Origin of the sequence: Psychrobacter sp. FME5, assembly GCF_014861375.1 — a bacterium.
Lineage (GTDB): Bacteria > Pseudomonadota > Gammaproteobacteria > Pseudomonadales > Moraxellaceae > Psychrobacter.
In genome coordinates this window covers 13312-32623 of record NZ_RRYX01000015.1, presented here as the reverse complement: position 1 = coordinate 32623, position 19312 = coordinate 13312, and the positions used below count along the sequence as shown (strand labels likewise).

The following is a 19312-nucleotide window of genomic DNA, read 5'->3' as shown; positions in this document are numbered from 1 at the left end:
ACATTTAACAACGTAATAGAGATGCAGACGATAACGATAAAATAAAGAGAAAACGAGGATAATCGCTATGAAACACTCGCCTGAATTTACCGATATTATCATGAGCTTAGATGAACTAGTATCCGCCTGTGGTCAAGAGCGCCAATGGATTATCGAGCTAATTGAAGAAAATATCATTGAATATGATGTGCCTGAGCGCGAACAGTTCACTGGTTATCAGCTCACGATCGTGCGCCGTGCCACACGCCTTAGCCGCGACTTTGAAGCCAGCGTGCCAGCGATTGGTTTGATACTTGAGTTGCTGGATGAAGTCGAACAGTTACGCCAGCTAAAACGTCAAATAGATAGTCAGACGCCCGTCATCGAAGTAGAGATAGAAAATCTAAAGTAGTTAATTGGCCGTACTCAAGCGCATAAAAAAAGGGTCTCTGAAATGAGACCCTTTATTGTTTACAACACTTTGTTTATAGCACTTTTTTATAAAGGACTAACGCGCATACTTTGGATCAGCCGCTGCGGTAAATAACACGTCCGTTGATGAGTTCAAGGCGGTTTCTGCCGAGTCTTGTATTACCCCGATGATAAAGCCAATCGCAACCACCTGCATGGCAATGTCGTTTGGAATACTAAATAGGCTGGCGGCCAGTGGAATCAATAATAATGAACCACCCGCGACACCAGAAGCACCGCAAGCACTAATGGTGGCGACCAGACTCAATAGCAGCGCTGATGCAAAGGTTACCTCGATACCGAGCGTATGCGCCGCCGCGAGGGTTAAGACGTTAATGGTAATCGCCGCCCCTGCCATATTAATGGTTGCACCCAGTGGAATGGTCACCGAGTAAGTATCTTCGTGTAACCCTAATTTACGCGCAAGGTTCATATTGACTGGAATATTAGCTGCCGAACTACGGGTAAAGAATGCCGTGATTCCTGACTCACGTAGGCAAGTAAAGACCAGCGGATATGGGTTTTTGCCCGTCTTAACAAGGACGATAAGAGGGTTGGCAACCAGAGCAATAAACAGCATACAACCGACCAATATCAACAAAATACGCGCATAACCGGCTAAAGAAGCAAAGCCGGTCTCAGCGACTGTATTGGCAACCAAGCCCAAGATACCGAAAGGCGCTAGTGCAATGACCCATTTGACCACTTGTGAGATGGCTTCTGCGAAATCACCGACGACGGTACGAGCAGTGTCGCTGGCTTGACGTAGGGCAAAACCGATAATGATTGCCCATGCTAAAATACCAATATAGTTGGCCTCAGCGATAGCACTCACCGGGTTTGCCACTAGATTCATCAGTAGGTTGGTTAATACTTCTCTGAGATTGGCGGGTGGTACTTGTTCAATATTGGCATTAACCAATACCAAATCCGTTGGGAATAAAAAGCTTGCCCCAACCGCGGTCAGAGCCGCCAAAAAAGTGCCGAACATATACATGATGAGCACGGGTTTGACATAAACTTCATTGCCACTGCGGTGTTGGCTAATGGCTGCCATGACCAAGATAAACACTAATATCGGAGCAACGGCTTTTAGCGCGCCGACAAATAGCGTTCCTAGTAACCCTAACGCAATACCGACACTTGGTGCTAGCCAGCCAATTAAAACGCCCAATACCAAACCAATAATAATGAGCGGTACCAGCCCTATACGCTGATACATCGCAATCAATGAACGCATCTATACACCTTCGAGTTAGTTGATAAATAAGAAATACATAAAGCAAATGAAAAATTAATCGAAAGATGGTAGCATTTTTTTTAATTAAGCGCATGCCTTTAAGCCACACCTAGCTGGGCTTATAGCGCCAAAATAAGAGTAGCATTAAGGAAGTTAAAGAGTTTTTAAGTGCGAGAAGTGGTGGGGTTTTATTGATTAAACTTTAAAATGGCTCAGCTCGTAGCCCAATTGCTGATAGGCTTTATATTTGTGACGACCTTCTTGCACGCTAGTGGCGTCAGGCTTTATCAGCTCAAGTACCCGAGTAGGTTGAGCGTTATTGGTTGTCGCCATAAAAGCATTCACTGGATGTATCGTAGTATTAAGGACGATTCCTTTAAAATTGGCGGGCATATAGGTGCTAAGCAATACGGGTGCTAACGCCTCGTTATTGACCATATCAACAACATCAGTATCAGCGCCCTCTATATCAGAACCCAAAAGGCGTTGATGCGGTATAAAGCTTGCCGCCTCTTGTGCCCATAGCGCCTCATCAAGCGTCGATAACAATTCATCATTACTATCGGTAAGAATCAGTAAAGACTGACTACTTTTATTGAGCGCCGTTTGGGTCAGCTGACAAATAAAGCCCAAGAAATCTTGGGCTTTATTCTCACTTAAAATATAAAAGCTAATGTTCATAAACTGATTTTCATTAATTAGTTTTCATAAATTGGTTTTCATTAACTCATTATGCCATGCCAGCGCTGTTTTTTAGATATTGCATAAATAGCGGTACAGGACGACCAGTGGCGGCTTTGTCTTTGCCTGAATTCCATGCCGTACCAGCGATGTCTAAATGTGCCCATGCTTGACCTTCTTCGACGAAACGCGACAAGAAACAGGCAGCAGTGACAGCGCCAGCACCTTTACCACCGATGTTTTGCATATCCGCGATAGGCGAGTCGAGCTGTGCTTGATACTCGTCATCTATTGGCATGTGCCAGATGAGGTCACCCGATAAGTTACTGGCATTTTCTAAATTAAACAACACATCTTCGTCATTACTAAAGACCGCTGAACGTACGTGACCTAGAGCAACCACACAAGCACCAGTCAAGGTGGCGACATCGATGATGGCTTTTGGTTGATAGCGTTGTACATAGCATAAAGTATCTGCCAATACCAAACGGCCTTCGGCGTCGGTATTTAGAATCTCGACCGATTTGCCGTTCATGGCTTTGACGATATCACCTGGACGGGTGGCATCACCTGATGGCATGTTCTCAGCACAAGCTAGGGCACCAACGACGTTGATTGGCAGACGTGCTTCACACAAGGCTTTAATCGTACCCAGTACCGAAGCTGACCCGCCCATGTCGAACTTCATTTCATCCATGGCCGCACCAGGCTTGATAGAAATACCGCCTGAATCAAAGGTCACGCCTTTACCGACTAATACGATAGGAGCATCGTCGTTTGTCGATTGAGAGTTGCCTTTTTTATCAGACTTTTTATCAGAAGCTTTACTTGGTAGCTTCTCTGCCAGTGCTTTTAGTCCACCCGTTACTTTTGCGCTGTTGCTTGTGGCTTTGCCAGAGTCAGCATTGGCGCTGAAATTAGATTTACCGCGATATTCCATCAGCACGAGCTTACCTTCTTTGGTAGAGCCTTGTGCAACGGCTAAAAAGCATTCCATGCCCAGTGCTGACATCTCATCTTCACCCAATACCGTAACTTTTAATAAATCAGGATAAGTTTTGGCAAGCTCTTGTGCTTGTTCTGCCATGTAAGCGGGGAAGCAAATATTCCCCGGCTCATTGGCCACATTGCGTGTTAGGCTTTGACCAGCGAAAACTGCCTGGGTAAATTCTAATGAAGCTTGCAACGATTTGTCGGCGAGTAAATAGATATCCGTCAATACAGGGGTTTGTTGCTCAGATTTATACTTATCAAAACGATAGCTTGCCGCCAATAAGTTAAGCGCAAACTGACCAAACTGGTTTTCTTCTAAGGCATCGCCTAAAGCGACAGTAATAGAGTCAACACGTTTTTGCGTGCTTTGATAAACTGTATTGGCGATTTTTTGCAATACGCTATGGCTCAGTTTATCAAGGCTACCAACGCCGACCAATAATAATTGGACTGGGTTTTCTTTGGTGGTTTTCTTATCACCGGCTAATGCATAATCAGCCACAGTCTCACAGGCTTTACCATTAAAGTGTGATACTTCAATCAATTGCTCAATGCGCGTTTGATAGTCGCTCAGCTCTAACTCAGCCAAGATGTTTTTTTGATCGTCGACTAAAACGACCAGACAGGCCGCGTCTTTACTTTTGGCTTCTTTTTTAAGTATTTTTTGTGTATGAGTCTTTGGAAGATTTTGGGTTAATTTAATATTCATATAATGATCCTTATTAGAGTTATAAAAATGGCAGATATTATTAATTTAGTTGTACTTTTTAAAATACTATTTTTTAAATGACTGGGTTTTTAAATGGTTTGGCTTATTGAGCCAGCACAATAGTGTAGCATATTGCGAGGCCAGTGCGCAGTGCGCAAGGCTTAGGTAATATGTTCAAATTACTTGGCTATGCTAATTCAGGCTGATGTTGCTGAGTTATCAGTTTAGCAACTAATATGGGAGACACAGGGCCACTGATACGAAGGGCAAACAAAGCTTTCTAAAGTACATAAAGTAAAAGTGTAGTCAGCAAGATGAGCGCAATGTTTTCAAACACATTTCACAGCCATTTTAGAGCAAAATATGCTAGGATTAGCGGTTATCTTTATCGCTGATATTTATAGGGTATAGCTAATAAATGACGCAGGAACTTTTACGTTTATGTACGTTGGTGGTCATTGTTCTTACGGCTGTTTAAGTATAGCCCGTCCTAAATAAAATAAGTGCAAATATTATCACGTGCTACTGGCATAAGTTTTCCTTGCTTGTAGTGCCTGCGCAGACAGAGGCGCCGCAAAACTTATGCCACACGGCCTCTGTTTTATAGTGAATAAACTATATTTGTATGAATAGCCCGATGTCTTTATTACCCAGTTATTACCATTGAATTGTCGTCATTAGCTCTGTCTTTAGTCTGACAATCAAGCGGTGATGAACCCTGCGACTACCAACCTTTTTTTAAGAGTGCCTATTGTGATATTACGCCGCTACATGACCCAACAAGTTGCCTCAACGACCGCATTGGTTTTGGGGTTTTTAGTGGTGATGATGCTGGGCGGCCGTTTGATACGTTATTTTGGTATTGCAGCGGAAGGCAATCTAGATATCAGCTTATTATTTACCATCATTGGTTATAATTTGCCGTACTTTTTAGAATTGATTTTGCCATTGGCTTTTTTTATTGCCTTGATGTTGGTGTTTGGGCGCCTGTATGTCGATCAAGAAATGGCAGTCATCAACGCCAGCGGTATATCGCGTGGCAAGCTTGCCCGTTTGATGACGCCACTGATATTAGCGCTGTTTGTCGGAGAGGCGGCTTTATCCATCGTTGGGAAACCGTGGGGTGTACGTTCATCCGAAAGTATTTGGCAGCAGCAAGCATTGACCAGCGCCTTTGATTTAATTCGTCCCAATCAGTTTATCAGTAGTGGCAACTATCATTTGTATGTGGGTAGCTTGAGTGATGATAAAAAACAACTACAAGATGTGATACTTATTCAATCTGAGCCAAACAAAAAAGGTAGCACCTCTAAAGATAACGCCGCTAAAAATGATGGTGTCGATGTAAAAAACAACATCGATCCACAAACTGCTGAGCAATTAAATATCCCAGAGCTACCAAAAGCGCTAATAGATACGAATATTAGTAAAGACACCATTACGCTGGCCAATCGTGCTCAGCAAGTAGAGACGGGCAGTAGCGGCGTGACCCAGTTGGATTTATTTCAAGGGCGACGTTATGAAGTCGGTGCAGGTAGCCTGAAGTACAATCAAGTGGGCTTTGATCGTTACCGGATTACTTTGACCGAACCATCCAAAGAAGTCATTACGGAAACCAATATCGAAACGCAAGCGATTGGTCCGTTATGGCAAGCAGCAACAGGCAATGCGCCGTTAAATAGTGAAAATACGCTACGAGCCACACAAGCCGAATTGGGCTATCGTTTGGCACTACCGTGGCTGATGATTATCGCGCCTATGCTGGCAGTGCCACTGGCGCAAGTACGCCCGCGTCAAGGTCGCTGGTTGCGGCTATTTCCTTCTATCTTATTATTTGTCAGCTGTGCGCTAGGCATTATTTCACTCAAAAATGCCGTGAGTAAGGGCAGTGTGAGCGTTTGGGCCTATGCGTGGTTGGTGTTAGGGTTTATGGCCTTGGCACTTTATATGAATTGGGGCAGCCGCGTGCAGCATCGATTGCGTTTTCGCAAACCAGAGCATGAACCTTTAGCGGTGGCTAATAATCAAAACAATACTGACAATCAAAGCAATGGCTCACAAGGAGGGCAATCTTAATGCGTTCCTTATTTGCCAAGTCCCCAAAGCCGATACAGCTGGCCGCAAAACCTACCAACCTAAAAGTGCTTAGTCGCTATGTGAAACTCAATGCTTTATTAGCGATTATTGCTGCAGTCATTGGTTTATGGGCACTGCAACTTATTTTCTCTTATTTATCAGAGCTGGACTCACTAGATGATAGCTATACGATGGGTGAGGCGATTAAGTATATCTTTTATCGTTCACCGTATTTTTTAGAGCAATTTATCCCAACGGGCGCGCTCCTTGGGGCAGTGGTTGGTTTGGGCCTGCTCGCCAATAACAGCGAGTTGGTCGTGATGCGCGCCGCTGGAGTTAGCGTCTATCGTATCGTCGGCTGGGTATTGCAGCCAGCTTTAATTTTTGTCCTGTTGGCATTGATGGTTAATCAGTTTGTGTTGCCGCATTCCAATCAATTGGCAAAAGAGATTAACGATGAGGATAACAGCTCGTTGGTGACATCGGTACGCGGTTATTGGACCGTGCAGCCACGCTTTGTAGAGTCAAACGATGGCAGTACAAAACCAGATGGCAGCGATATCTTATATATCGATTATGCCGATGTTCAAGGCAATATCGGTCAGGTAAAGCGTTGGCACTTAGATAACAAGGGTAGCTTGCAAACTGCCGTTCATGCTGAGGGCGGCCAATATATCGGGCGCGAGCCTATTAATACTGCCAGTAGCAAACTGAGCGAACAATATCGTTACGAATGGCAGCTGAATAATATGACCGAGCTTACTATCAATCAAGGTTTTGAAAGTAGCCAAGCCATCTCACCGTCAGATACCTTAAGTCTGCCCTTTGCCCCTGAGTCAGTGTATTTGCTCACTCGTGAGGCGGATGATTTATCATTGACCCAGTTGTATGAGCATCGTCAGTTTATGCGCCAACAAAGTACCCGTTCTTTAGGTCATGAGCTGGCATTTTGGCAAAAGCTGTTATCGCCATTGTCTATCTTATCACTGGTGATTGTTGCTTGTTCATTCGTCTTTGGCTCGCTGCGTACGCATAGCTTGGGTTTACGTATCGTAGTGGCCTTATTATTTGGCTTGTTGTTTAGCTACGTCCAGGATTTAGTTGGTTTTGTCTCGCTGGCAACTGGGTTTTCACCGTTATTAATGGTCATATTACCGATTATCGCCAGTGCGATATTGGGTGGCTATTTATTAAAACGACAAATGTAAAAAAGTAGCTAAGCACAAAAAAGCCCACCAAAACGATAATGTCTTAGTGGGCTTTTTTGTGCTTAGCTTTTAAAAACTTAAGGTTTCAAAAAGCTATTCTTTGGTCGCCATGGTAATGGTATAAGTCTTGCCTTGTTTGACCTTTTCGCTATTGCCAAACACTTCGGTAAACGAGCGTTTCATAAACTGACGTAAGCCATTAATCGTTACCACATAAAAACGGCCCCCTTGACGCATACGTGCATAGGCATCGAGGAAGTATAAATAGTGCTGCTCTTTACCCACTTTGGCTGGCAAGTTCGACATCACAAGACTAAAGTCTTTGTCCTTTGCTACCTGATTAAAGCCGTTGGATAAATGTACATCGACATTTTTTAGACCATTTTTTTCACAATTAAGACGCGCATATTCTACTGCCATAAAGTCTTTATCAATCAAAGTATGTCGGCCATTCGGACATTCACGCGCCGCCGTCATACCGAGCACGCCATAACCACAGCCTAAATCTATCGAGTCATCATCGGCTTGAAAGTCCACATAATCAAGTAGCATCAGGCTACCATCGTCAAGCTTTTGCGGTGAAAAAATACCCCACGTGGTGGCAAAATCAAATGGTTTGCCAAGTACATCTTCACGAAAGTTAATGTCTTCGCGCCAATGTTGCGCTTTTTCTAATAGGTCAGCAGGGGGTCTATGGCTCATGGGGTTCTCGGATAATGGATAAGTAATAGGGGGTGCATCGCCCAATCAGACAGTGTGCACATCATGACGAGTATTGTAACGAGAAAAGGGCAGGTTTGCAGCTACCGATTGCTAGAATTGTATCGTGGGGAAGAGTGGTTGTGGTCAGGAGTAGAGATTTATTTACCTTTGAGTGCTATGTTGCAGCGTATTAGAAAGATTCATTTACGCATTTATGTCTTAAAGCTATAGCATACTTATGGAAGCTATGGAATACTAAGAAAGCTAACGCACTGGTCAACTATTTATTATAGTTTGTTATAGTAACTTCCCATTATCCTGGGAAGCATACCAGCTTACTAAGCTTAAATTTATATCAAACCCAAAAATTACGATTAGCTATGTCAAACTCGTTTAGTCTACAGCTCGTAACACTTGCACTTGTTTTCCTTGCTACTCTAATTTTTGTGAATGGTATTACTAAGCTTTCATTAAAAAGAAAGGATGCTAAAAAATGAAGTCTAGAATTAAAACTAAAACAAACCCAGCACAAGAAGTGTTTATTCATATCGTACACAGCAGACGGCTAAAGCCTCTTAAGAAGCAACCTGCTGTGAAGTGTGTTGAAGCGGTAAAAACCATCGACAAAGCTTATCTTGCTGAGCTATCAGGATCTGATGAATATGTGTCTATCGCCTTTTGCTATCAAAATTATAATGAAGACACCAATCCACGTCTTAGTGCCAACGAAAGCTGTGCTGTTATTAGTGTCGAAAAAGCCAAAGAGCTATTGCATACTGAAGAGCTGGCTGAAGAGGCACTGAGCGCCGTTAGTATTATTTTGTTTAGCGCTGTATCGCAGACGTTTGGTGGTTTCCTAACAGATGGTGAAACCAGTAAGCGTTATGTGCTGTCAAAAGGCACAGAATATGCAGGCTTGTCATCATTATCACTATAAAAATGTGAATCAGCAATGAGGCCGATTGTCTTAAATATAAATAATACCAAACCCAAAAAGTACGATTAGCCGTGTCACACTCGTTTTCCTTGCTACTCTAATTTTTGTGAATGGTATAAGATGACGTTTTTAATAGTTATAAAAAAGCGGCAGTATTAATAATACTGCCGCTTTTACTTTGGTTCAGGTGTAATATAGTCAGTGAGAAGTAATATCGCTACATCACGTACTGCAGGTACCGTTTTTTCTTGCTTGCTGTGCCTACGCAGACAGAGGCTGCAAAAAAACTATACCCGCAGTATCGTAGTGTTTTTAAAGTATTTTAACTATAGATGTTTTTTATTTCCAGTGAGGTAGTTCTCGAGTGTGGTGATTCTCGCGCACTAACAACTTAACCCCTTGGATGGTGTTCTGCATGCAATTTTTGCAATCTCGCTGTCGCTACGTGGGTATAAATCTGTGTCGTCGATAAATCGCTATGGCCAAGTAATAGCTGCACACTACGTAAATCTGCGCCATGATTGAGTAGATGCGTGGCAAAAGCATGACGCAGGGTATGCGGCGACAATTCTTTATCAATACTGGCAATTTTGGCGTATTTTTTTAATAAATACCAAAAGTTTTGTCGCGTCATATAGCCGCCTTGCGCGGTCAAAAATACTGCTTGGCAATTTCCTGCTTTTAAATGTGCAATCAAATCCACACGTCCATGGGTTAGATAATCTTCCAGCGCGTCTGCTGCGTATTCACCTAAAGGCACCAATCGCGTTTTATTACCTTTACCGGTGATTTGTAGCCAGCCTGAATTGAGATTCACCTGCTCAAGCGATAGATTAATCAGCTCGCTGACACGCAGACCGCAAGCATACAACACTTCTAGCATGGCTTTATCACGTAATCCAAGCGCGGTGCTGGTATCAGGTGCAGCAAGGAGGTTATCGACATCGCCTTCGCTTAAATCCTTTGGTAATGGGCGACCAAGCTTTGGGCTTTTGATGCGCTCGCAAGGATTGTCTTCACGCAGGTTACTGGCGATCATCCATAGGTAAAACTGGCGCAAGCTTGAGAGCATACGTGCTTGGGTACGTGGGGTTTTGCCTTCGACGGTAAGCGTTGATAGGCAGTGCAGCACGTCATCAGGCTGCCAACGTGTCAGGGCGATAGGATTGGTCAGCTCGCAAGAACGCAGATCACGGACATAAGCATTGCGGGTGCGCGTTGCCAGACCACGCGAGAGCATGGCTTGACGAAACTCAGTGATATAAGTTGGCTCGTCATCAACGGCTAACGCTTTTGGTTGGCGCTGCTGTACGGCACGGTCGCGGCTCATAATATAATACTCGGTGGTTGAATATTAAACACGTTCTAGACACCATAACGAAGTGATTTCCAAACTACGCGCCGCAAATAGCGGATCAGTATTATCTTGGCTACGACCATGCTTAGGGGTGGTATCGAGACGGTATTTGACTGCTAAACCAGCATCTGCAAACCAGCCCAATAACTCATCACGGCTGCGCAGCTGCAAATGTTCTGCTAAATCTGACAGAATCAACCAGACTTCTCCCTGCTCGGCTAAATGCTGCTTTGTACCTTGCAACAACCCGCGCAACATCGTGCTCTTAGCGTCATAGACGGCGTACTCTAATGGCGAGCTTGGCTTAGCGGGCAACCAAGGTGGATTACAAACTATTAAATTGGCTAGCGGCGCATCATTTGGAAACAAATCTGCTTGCTGTAACTGTACGGCAGATAACTCCAAACGCACAAAGTTCTCGCTGGCGCAGGCTAACGCACGCGGATTTAAGTCTGTCGCAATGATCTGTTGCACACCGCGCTGCGCTAAGATAACTGCCAGCAAACCTGTTCCAGTACCAATATCAAAGGCAACATCACAAGTATCTGGCAGCGGTGCATCGAGCAACAACTGCACATACTCGTGACGTGTTGGCGCAAAGACCCCATAATGTGGAAAAATCGATAGACCTAAACTCTCAATCGGTACGCCTTTTTCGCGCCACTGCGCTGCGCCTAACGCCCCTTGCAGGTCACGGAACGAAAGCAAGCAAGATTCATCCAACTGGCCAAAAGCTGCCATACAAGCGGCACTGACATCGGGGGCGCGACGTAGCTTACTGACATAACCAGTCTCAAGCTCTAATAATAAACGACTTAATATGCGCGAACGTTGGGCTTGGGTTTGGCGTTGCTGATGAAATAAGTTAGGTATGGCTTCGGGGGTGACCAACTTATCGGCCGTAGACTTATTAGCGGCTTTTTTTATTTTGCGCTGTTCAGAACGTTCATTAGTACGATCGATACGTCGATTGAGGGCTTGTAGCAGTTGTTTTGCATTATGAAAGTCACCGCGCCACAGCAGTGATGTACCTTCGCAAGCCAAGCGATAGGCTTCATCTGCGGTCGTTTTGTCATCGACTAAAACGATACGCGCAGGCGGCGCATGATTGCTCTCAGACAGCCAGCGGGCGCTATGCAAAGTTTCATCCTCAAACCATTGTACATACTGCTTTTCTGTTGATAACACGCGGCTTACCTTCTGTGAGTGATACGTTGTTTACAAAGCAAAAATATTTTTAAACTATTAAGCGCTGATTTCTATACAGCCCCTAAGCGCTTTTTTTCTTAACCAAGTAACGATAAAGCGTGGCGCTTGTGGGCCCATCATCGTCGCTAGCAATGGTTATTTCTTCCGGATCGGAACGTAAGCTCACATTTTCAGCAATCACTTCTTGATTCAATAGTTCATGACCCAAATGACGACAAAAATTAGGGATATCACGAGTGGTCGCTGGATCGGTGGCGAGTATTTCAACTACTTCGCCGCTTTCTGCTTTACGAATGGTTCGATGCAGCATCATCACTGGCTCAGGACAAATCAGTCCTTGAGTGTCTAAATGATGTTGGATAGTGGTGTCGGATATTGAAGTGGTCATAATATTAATTTTCTTAACCTAAGAGATAAGTGTGGTCGCTGTGCATTGTTTTTTATGTTGCTATAAAGGGGTGTTTTCTGGATCAGTGGTTGTTTCTTGTTTTTCATCTGTTTTTTCATCAGTGTCAGGCAAGTCTGCCACTTCCAAAAAATTAAAAAAACGTTTAAAGCTCACTTTGAATAAAAACGCCACGCCAAGCCACGATGCCAATCCTAACCAAGCCGTATCAGCAAATAACAGCCCACCGATAAGGATAATGCTTGAGACGCCAATGGTCATTATCACCATCGAGGATTGATTGAGGCGATAGCGATAGATAATAAACGCATCATAGAGCGTTAGCGGAATGGTCAGCGCAATCAGCGCGTAGGGCAGATTAAAGAACAAACGATACAGCAACTGATTGTCATGAAAAGCTTTTATACTAGCAATGGTGCCAAAGACCATAAAAGCAATAATGGCGGCATAAATGAGGTAAATGGCAATTTTATTGGCACGCTGAGCGCCCTTGATACGGGCGATGGCCAGCGGCGCAAAACCATGTCGCGAGTTATTTTTTAAGGATTGGTCTGAGACAGTGGTCATAATAATTCAGTCGCTTATCCGTTTAGAGGGTCTAGCAGAAGTTGGCGGAATGTTGAAAATCAAGCGGTCGCGCAATTAATTGGCTTTGATAGCGTCGATTGCGATACTACTATTAGGATCAGCAAAATAAGTCGACATCAAAATACAGGCGGAGATGTCATCAATCGGGTCGCGCTCATTTTTAATCCAGCCATTTTCCCAGGCTATTTCCCGCGCAGCAACGGATGTTAAGCGCTCATCACATAGAGTCACTGTCACTGGTAAACGCTGCTCCATGACTCTATGTGCTAGACGCCGCGCAAATTTGTGCGCACGCTTTGAGAGCATTGAGCTGCTACCGTCCATATTGAGCGGTAGTCCAACTACCACCTTTGCCACACCCCAAATCTTGATGATACCTAATAAATTGTCCCAATCAGGCTGACCATTATTCATCGCTAAAATATCGAAGGCACGCGCGGTTTCGGTAATGGTGTTTCCAAGCGCCATGCCCATTTTTTTGACCCCGTAATCGAGTGCTAGTATGAGGTGCGGCTTAACGGTTGGCTCTACTGTAGCAGTGTCAGCAGTTGCCGTTGCAATGCTAGTTTCAGAATCTACCATAATGATGCGTGCTTCCTATTTCTATTGAACACCATTTTTTTTAACTTAATGGCTTTAACCTAGATGATACTTTTTGCGCTCATCACCAATATATTTGTGAATGTTCAACACACCCTAAGCATGACCAATATCGCTGCTAAGATAGTCAAAATTAACCCCAATCTTATCAGCGGCTATTTGCCAGCGCTGTTCAAATGGCGTATCAAACAACAAATTCAGATCAGCGGGACACACTAACCAGTCACCGTTATCAAGCTCAGTCTCTAACTGTTTTTTGCCCCAACTGGCATGGCCCAAGCACAGCTGATAGTGTCCAACACCTTGACCATCAGCGATGCGTTTGAGGATATCTTGGCTAGTGGTGATACAAACGTTTTCTGAAATGGCAAAAGAAGACGCCCACTGAGGTTGTCCGGTATGCAGCACAAAGCCCACTTCAGGATACATAGGGCCACCTTCTAACGGCAAGTCATCCATCACTTGCGGATCGGTAACCTCAATGTCTAAATCCTCTAGTAATTTTCCCACCCGAGTTTGTTCCAGCGGACGATTGACCATGAGACCAAGCGCACCGTGTTTATCGTGTCGGCAGATATAAATTAGCGCCTGCTCAAACCTAGGGTCTGACAGCTCTGGCGCTGCAATTAAGAAATGATGGGTCAAATTGGCTTTAGACATAGAGACAAACGTAACCTACTAATAAAGGTGGGAGACCACTATATGGCGTTAATGGGTAAAAAATCAACTAAAGCAAATATTTAGCCATTATTAGATACTTAGTGTAGATAAGCGGTTTTTACTTAACATCGGACAATAAGCTACGGGCGTGGTCACGGGTGACGTCAGTGATTTTTACGCCGCCAGACATGCGTGCCAGCTCATCGACTTGCGCGCTATCGGTGAGGATTAACAGCTCACTTTCGGTTTGCTGGTCATGATGTTTTTGTACCAAAATATGCTGGTGTGCTTGTGCCGCGACTTGTGCTTGGTGGGTAATGGCCAGCAATTGCTGCGTTTGTCCCAGTGCGCGCAGTAGCTCACCGACGACTTGTGCCGTACCGCCGCTAATACCAACATCGACTTCGTCAAATACCAGCATGGGTTTGGCGGCATTATTATCAGCATTGGTTGCTTGCAGGACTTGCATCACCAGTGCCATGCGCGACAGCTCACCGCCCGAGGCAGTTTTGTGTAGTGGCTGCATCGGCATACCCACATTGGCGCTAAATAATAAATCAATATCAAAGCAACCTTGCCCATTATATTGGCTAGAATCGGCTTTTTTGTTAAAGACAAACTCACAGCGCGCATTGGGTAAGGCGAGCGGTTGTAATTGCTTAATCAGTTGCTTGCTGACAATTGGCGCCGCTTTAGTGCGCGCTTTATGTAGCTTAGTCGCGAGCGTTAGATAATCTTGCCATGCTTGTTCAATTTGTGCCGCCATTACATCACTGCTTGGCTCATTTTCTAGTTGCTCTAATTGCATCTCCCAACCCTTTGCTTCTTCAAGCAAATCGCTAGCGGGCAGGCCATGCTTACGTGATAAACGATGGCCCAAACTGATTAAACTGTCTAATGTTTGCAGACGCTCAGGGTCAGGCAATTGCTGTTCAGCATAATCTGACAACAAGCCCGTCACTTCAGTGATTTGCTGCTGCGCCAAATGCAGCTGTTCAGAGGCTTGCTCAAAGGTTTGGCTAACGCTGACTTGATTATCGCAGAGTTTAATTGCTTGCCCCAATAAGGTCATAACATCTGGCTCATCGGTATCATTATCGAGCAAATGCAGACCGTGACTGGCCTCTTGCATTAAGGCTTCTATGTTAGACAGCTCTTCATGCTCCGCTTCTATTTCTGCATAATCAACCGCCAATAGCGGCGCGATATCGGCCAATTGGCTTTGCAACAGTTGGATACGGTCTTGGCGCTGTGCCTCACGACTAGCAATATCATCAGCTTGGCGTTTGAGCTGCTGATAAGTTTGATAGCTGCTTGTTGTTTTTGCCGCTAGCGGTGTTATCTGCGCCATTTCATCTAGCCATTGCACCACAAACTGCGGCTTAAGCAAGGCCTGCTGAGCATGCTGACTATGAATATTGACCAATAACGACCCCAAGTTTTTTAGCTCAGCCAAGCTGACAGGAGAGCCATTTAGCCATGATTTTGAGCGTCCGGTATTACTCAGTTGGCGGCGAATTAATACTTCTGGCTCGTCTAGCGCGCGGTCATTTTTGGCGAACCAATCGGCAACGACGCTGTTATCTTGTACATCAAACTGCGCATAAATATCTGCGTGCGTGGCACCATGTCTGACCATCGCACTGTCGGCGCGCTCACCGGCACATAAGGATAGTGCGTCTAATAGCAGCGATTTGCCAGCACCCGTCTCACCAGTGATGACATTGAAGCCTTCAGCCACACTAAGCTCGTGCTGAGCGATCAGTGCAAACTGATGTAAAGTTAAAGATACTAGCATCAACGCCTCTCATGACAGACAATGAATCCTGCATATAATACAATGCTAAGAAGTCATCTCTAAGCCAATTAAATTGAAAAATAGAGTAAATAAAGGAATGAAAGTGTTCGGTTAATACTACTAAATATTATGGTAGCAAAAAGTCTTAAATACAAATTTTAAAGCTAATCAGTCATATAGCCAGTCTACTATAAAAGAGGTGCGTGAAAAATAGCGCTCTGCTGGCATGAATTGTTTTAAATTGGATTGACTATATCAATCACTATTTTAATAATGAGCGGAACTTTGATAGCCGCTTTAACAAACTTTATAGATATAATGTGGTAGCATAATCTCACATAATGATAAACTCTTGCTACTAAGTTTTAGGCGCGGTGCTAAGTTTTATGCACGATGTTGCATGACAATCATTTTTCATCATAAAATTAAACAGCGTATAACGGCAGGGATAAGCACTTTCATCATTATACTAGAATGTTCCTATAGCAGAAACACAGACGTCGAATATCAAAATATGTAGTATTTAGAGTAAGCATTCTAGAAGTATTCGCATTTTAGTTGTACTTAATCCAGTTACTTATTTTTTAGTTTTGCAATAATTATTTGATAAGGAAGCCACTATGACAGCGGCGCAATTTACCAATGTAACAGTCAATGCTCAAGCCACGGTATCTTACGATGGTCGTTGCTCGAGCCATACCATTATGTTTGAGGACGGTCGCCATAAGACGTTAGGAGTGATTTTGCCTTGCGACAATTTGGTCGAGCATTATCATTTTAGTACCAATACTTCTGAGCGTATCGAAATCATCAGCGGTGAGTGTGAAGTCAAAATAAATGGTGATGAAGAATTTAGCTATTACCGTGCGGGACAATCGTTTGTTGTCGAAGGCAATAGTGGTTTTAATTTGCGGACAGAAGAAATCGTACAGTATGTCTGTCACTTAGAAGGCTAATACTGCTGAAAGAGAGCACTGTTGGACGTGTCGTTAGATGATAGATAACGCCAAAAACCCAAGCCTTCAAACAGCAACTCTATCCTTCAAAAGTAATAACCTTATCGTATTGGTAAGGTTTTTCTTTTTTTAGTGCTATTACTTATATGAAAATGTGTATTAGTTGCTACAATTACAGACCTGTCTTTTTATCGCATGGTTTTTATCAAAATAGTGCGATACCCACTTTATAATCAATAGGCCTATTATGGCAAAACCAACCTATTTCTATGGCATTCACGCGATTGATGCTTTACTCGAACACCGTCCTCTCGATGGGCTGAGCCTATTTGTGCAGCAGGGACGCGAGAGTGACAGCCATGTACAGACTATCATGGCGCAAGCAAGCGCTAACGGAATCAGCATTCAACCAACCCAAAAAGACAAGCTCACCCAGCTTTGTGGCAGCCCGCAACACCAAGGCGTGGTGCTTAATGCGCGTCCGCTAGGTTTCGCTGATGAAGGTTTGCTTGATACGCTTGCTGGTCGTGAGCAGTGCTTATTATTGGTTTTAGATCAAATCACCGACGCGCATAACTTCGGTGCGTGCTTGCGTACCGCTGTGGCAATGGGTGTCGATGCCGTTATTTGTCCAAAGCATCATGCGGCAAGCCTTACCCCGACCGTTGCCAAGGTATCAGTGGGCGCAGCAGAGATGATGCCCATTGTTAGCGTGACCAATTTGGCACGCACGCTGGCAAAGATTAAAAATGCTGGGGTATTTGTGTTTGGTACCGCGCTCAATGCTGACGCTAAACCAATACATGCAGCAGACTTGACTGGCAAGACTGCCATTATTATGGGGTCGGAAGGCGAGGGAATGCGCCGCCTGACTACAGAAAGCTGTGATGAGCTAGTTTATATTCCGATGTCAGGCAATGAGCATGGTAACTTACAAAGCTTAAATGTGAGCGTGGCCACTGGTATGGCTTTATACGAGATCAATCGGCAGCGAACTTTAGCTGCTGGGCAAGCGTGATGTAGTCTTGATGCAGCGGTTCTAGTTGTAAATATAGAGCCGTAAGATCACTTTCATTTAACACCACATCATCAGCATGACGGTTACGTTCTTCACGGCTCAGCTGATTGACCATAATCGCTTTGATTTTCTGCACGCTTTGCTCATCACGCTGACTGGCACGCGCAAGCTGCGTGTCTTCAGCCGCATCGATGACCAATATACGCTGGCATAAGTTGGCTAGCCCAGCTTCTGCGGCTTCAATCAGCAAAGGCGCTGACAACACCACATAAGATGACGTACTCTGTGCTAATTGTATTTTAGCGGCTTCGCGTATCGCTGGATGGGTGATTGACTCAAGCTCAATGAGCGCTTCAGGATGGGCAAACACATGCGTCCGCACAGCGGCGCGGTCCATCCCTCCATTGGCATTTAACACCCAATCACCAAATTTTCTTTGAATTTTGCGCAGAGTAGCGCTGCCTTTAGCCACCACTTCATGGGCGATAATATCCGCATCAATAATATTAATCCCTTGCTGGGCAAACCAGTCGCTGGCAGCAGATTTTCCGCTACCGATACCTCCGGTCAAACCCACGACTAAAGTTTTACTTCTAGGCTCAGGTGTTTGTGGTTGATGCGAATAAGGTGAGCGTGTTTCTATAGATTTTGACATAATAATGACTTATCTGACGGATAAAAGGATAATGTAGTCGATGAACAGTAGCACTGTAGTCATTTTAAGTTTTTTGACTATAGCCTTGCAGTTGCGGTGACATTAGTAGTATTAGTGACATTGGTTGTTAAAGGTTAACAGTAACTATTAAGAATAGTTACTGTCTATGTGTACATACCAAGATACCAGCTGACGATATCTGACCCGTATAATAAAGCCACGATACCAGCAATGGCGATATAAGGACCAAAGGCAAAAGGCTGGCTCTCGCCCTGTTTTTTCATGAGAATGATTCCAACGATCGAGCCAAGTAAAGATGACAATAGAATAATTAGTGGTAGCATCAAAGGGCCAAGCCAAGCCCCCAGTACTGCTAATAATTTAAAATCTCCTTGACCCATACCGTGTTTCTTAGTGATTAAATAAAACACCTTGACCACTATCCATAAAGACAAGAAGCCAAATAGTAAGCCCCAAATCGATTGGGTTGGTGTGACAAACCAGCCTTGTGAGTTTACAGCCAGTCCTAGCCCTGCTAATGGAAAGGTTAGACGGTCGGGCAGCAATTGGGTATCAAAATCAATACCGGTTAAGGCCACGAGGGTCCATACCAACACTAATGCAGATATTCCAGCGGCACTGACACCAAATTTATAAATAACCAATATAGAGAGCAGAGCAGTAACTAGTTCAACGATGGGATAACGTAACCCTATAAATGCTTTACAGTCTGAGCAGCGTCCGCGTAGTGCCATCCAGCTGATTAAAGGTATGTTTTCGTACCATTTAATTTTATGTCCACAGTGCGGACAGCGCGAGGCTGGGTGACTTAAGGTGATTGGTGTATCAGTGGCGACAATATCTGCCAGCGGCGCAGTATGTTCGCGCGGCATGTCTGTTTGCTCAGATACGAACTGGCTACATTCTTGTCGCCAAGCGACCATCATCATCAGTGGAATACGATGAATCACCACATTTAAAAAACTACCAACACAAAGACCTAATAGACCAAATGTGGCTAGCGCGATAGCCATATTTTCTTGTAATAACTGTATAAACTGCATCAAAT

The 19312-nt window shown here is 44.3% G+C and carries 19 protein-coding genes; 6 read left to right on the top strand and 13 right to left on the bottom strand.

From position 1 onward, the window contains the following. The first annotated feature begins 67 nt into the window (after nt 1-67). A complete protein-coding gene (locus EI161_RS03950; protein ID WP_192523391.1) occupies nt 68-391 on the top strand; it encodes a chaperone modulator CbpM in 324 nt (107 codons plus the stop codon). A 96-nt stretch (nt 392-487) separates the two neighbouring features. On the opposite strand, the gene sstT is transcribed toward EI161_RS03950, so the two are convergent. The 3 genes from sstT to EI161_RS03935 form a co-directional block, all read right to left on the bottom strand. Further along, nucleotides 488-1690: a serine/threonine transporter SstT gene (sstT, locus tag EI161_RS03945; protein ID WP_192523392.1), complete on the bottom strand. Its 1203-nt coding sequence runs from the start codon at nt 1688-1690 to the stop codon at nt 488-490. A gap of 195 nt (nt 1691-1885) precedes the next feature. Next, on the bottom strand, nt 1886-2371 hold the full coding sequence (locus tag EI161_RS03940; RefSeq protein ID WP_192523393.1) for a DNA polymerase III subunit chi: 486 nt from the start codon (nt 2369-2371) through the stop codon (nt 1886-1888). Nucleotides 2372-2420: 49 nt separating this feature from the next. Beyond that, the gene (locus EI161_RS03935; RefSeq protein WP_192523394.1) at nt 2421-4073 is read right to left on the bottom strand and encodes a leucyl aminopeptidase; all 1653 of its coding nucleotides are present in this window, start codon (nt 4071-4073) and stop codon (nt 2421-2423) included. A 771-nt stretch (nt 4074-4844) separates the two neighbouring features. Between EI161_RS03935 and EI161_RS03930 the strand changes: the two genes are divergently transcribed. After that, nucleotides 4845-6149, top strand: a complete 1305-nt coding sequence (locus EI161_RS03930; protein ID WP_192523395.1) for an LPS export ABC transporter permease LptF — start codon at nt 4845-4847, stop codon at nt 6147-6149. After that, entirely contained in the window at nt 6149-7357 is a 1209-nt protein-coding gene (lptG, locus tag EI161_RS03925) for an LPS export ABC transporter permease LptG (protein WP_192523396.1), read from the top strand. Before EI161_RS03930 ends, lptG begins: the two co-directional genes overlap by 1 nt. A 93-nt stretch (nt 7358-7450) precedes the next feature. On the opposite strand, the gene EI161_RS03920 is transcribed toward lptG, so the two are convergent. Beyond that, on the bottom strand, nt 7451-8059 hold the full coding sequence (locus EI161_RS03920) for a class I SAM-dependent methyltransferase (protein WP_192523397.1): 609 nt from the start codon (nt 8057-8059) through the stop codon (nt 7451-7453). A 493-nt stretch (nt 8060-8552) separates the two neighbouring features. Here EI161_RS03920 and EI161_RS03915 point away from each other — a divergent pair, with 493 nt between their 5' ends. After that, nucleotides 8553-8996: a hypothetical protein gene (locus tag EI161_RS03915; RefSeq protein ID WP_192523398.1), complete on the top strand. Its 444-nt coding sequence runs from the start codon at nt 8553-8555 to the stop codon at nt 8994-8996. Nucleotides 8997-9387: 391 nt separating this feature from the next. On the opposite strand, the gene xerD is transcribed toward EI161_RS03915, so the two are convergent. The 7 genes from xerD to recN all read right to left on the bottom strand — a co-directional run bounded on the left by xerD (nt 9388) and on the right by recN (nt 15614). Then, nucleotides 9388-10326: a site-specific tyrosine recombinase XerD gene (gene xerD, locus EI161_RS03910; RefSeq protein ID WP_192523399.1), complete on the bottom strand. Its 939-nt coding sequence runs from the start codon at nt 10324-10326 to the stop codon at nt 9388-9390. A 24-nt stretch (nt 10327-10350) separates the two neighbouring features. Then, the gene (locus EI161_RS03905; protein ID WP_192523400.1) at nt 10351-11541 is read right to left on the bottom strand and encodes a methyltransferase; all 1191 of its coding nucleotides are present in this window, start codon (nt 11539-11541) and stop codon (nt 10351-10353) included. An 82-nt stretch (nt 11542-11623) separates the two neighbouring features. After that, nucleotides 11624-11950: a sulfurtransferase TusA gene (tusA, locus tag EI161_RS03900; protein ID WP_192523401.1), complete on the bottom strand. Its 327-nt coding sequence runs from the start codon at nt 11948-11950 to the stop codon at nt 11624-11626. 60 nt (nt 11951-12010) lie between these two features. Next, complete coding sequence (locus EI161_RS03895; protein ID WP_192523402.1) at nt 12011-12535, bottom strand: hypothetical protein; 525 nt, start codon at nt 12533-12535, stop codon at nt 12011-12013. Between the two features lie 75 nt (nt 12536-12610). Continuing rightward, nucleotides 12611-13138, bottom strand: coding sequence for a Holliday junction resolvase RuvX (ruvX, locus tag EI161_RS03890; protein WP_192523403.1), 528 nt, complete (start codon nt 13136-13138; stop codon nt 12611-12613). A gap of 114 nt (nt 13139-13252) precedes the next feature. Then, nucleotides 13253-13816, bottom strand: coding sequence for a YqgE/AlgH family protein (locus EI161_RS03885; protein ID WP_192523404.1), 564 nt, complete (start codon nt 13814-13816; stop codon nt 13253-13255). A gap of 118 nt (nt 13817-13934) precedes the next feature. Next, entirely contained in the window at nt 13935-15614 is a 1680-nt protein-coding gene (gene recN, locus EI161_RS03880; RefSeq protein ID WP_192523405.1) for a DNA repair protein RecN, read from the bottom strand. A 620-nt stretch (nt 15615-16234) separates the two neighbouring features. Between recN and EI161_RS03875 the strand changes: the two genes are divergently transcribed. Both EI161_RS03875 and rlmB read left to right on the top strand, forming a co-directional pair. Beyond that, nucleotides 16235-16570, top strand: a complete 336-nt coding sequence (locus tag EI161_RS03875; protein ID WP_192523406.1) for a pyrimidine/purine nucleoside phosphorylase — start codon at nt 16235-16237, stop codon at nt 16568-16570. A gap of 247 nt (nt 16571-16817) precedes the next feature. Continuing rightward, complete coding sequence (gene rlmB / locus EI161_RS03870; RefSeq protein WP_192529031.1) at nt 16818-17588, top strand: 23S rRNA (guanosine(2251)-2'-O)-methyltransferase RlmB; 771 nt, start codon at nt 16818-16820, stop codon at nt 17586-17588. On the opposite strand, the gene coaE is transcribed toward rlmB, so the two are convergent. Together coaE and EI161_RS03860 are read right to left on the bottom strand one after the other, a co-directional pair. After that, complete coding sequence (coaE, locus tag EI161_RS03865) at nt 17551-18243, bottom strand: dephospho-CoA kinase (protein ID WP_192529030.1); 693 nt, start codon at nt 18241-18243, stop codon at nt 17551-17553. The two genes, rlmB and coaE, sit on opposite strands and share 38 nt — an antisense overlap. Before the next feature lie 164 nt (nt 18244-18407). Beyond that, nucleotides 18408-19307 (bottom strand): prepilin peptidase, encoded by a 900-nt coding sequence (locus tag EI161_RS03860; protein WP_192529032.1) that lies wholly within the window; start codon nt 19305-19307, stop codon nt 18408-18410. Between the last annotated feature and the right edge of the window lie 5 nt (nt 19308-19312).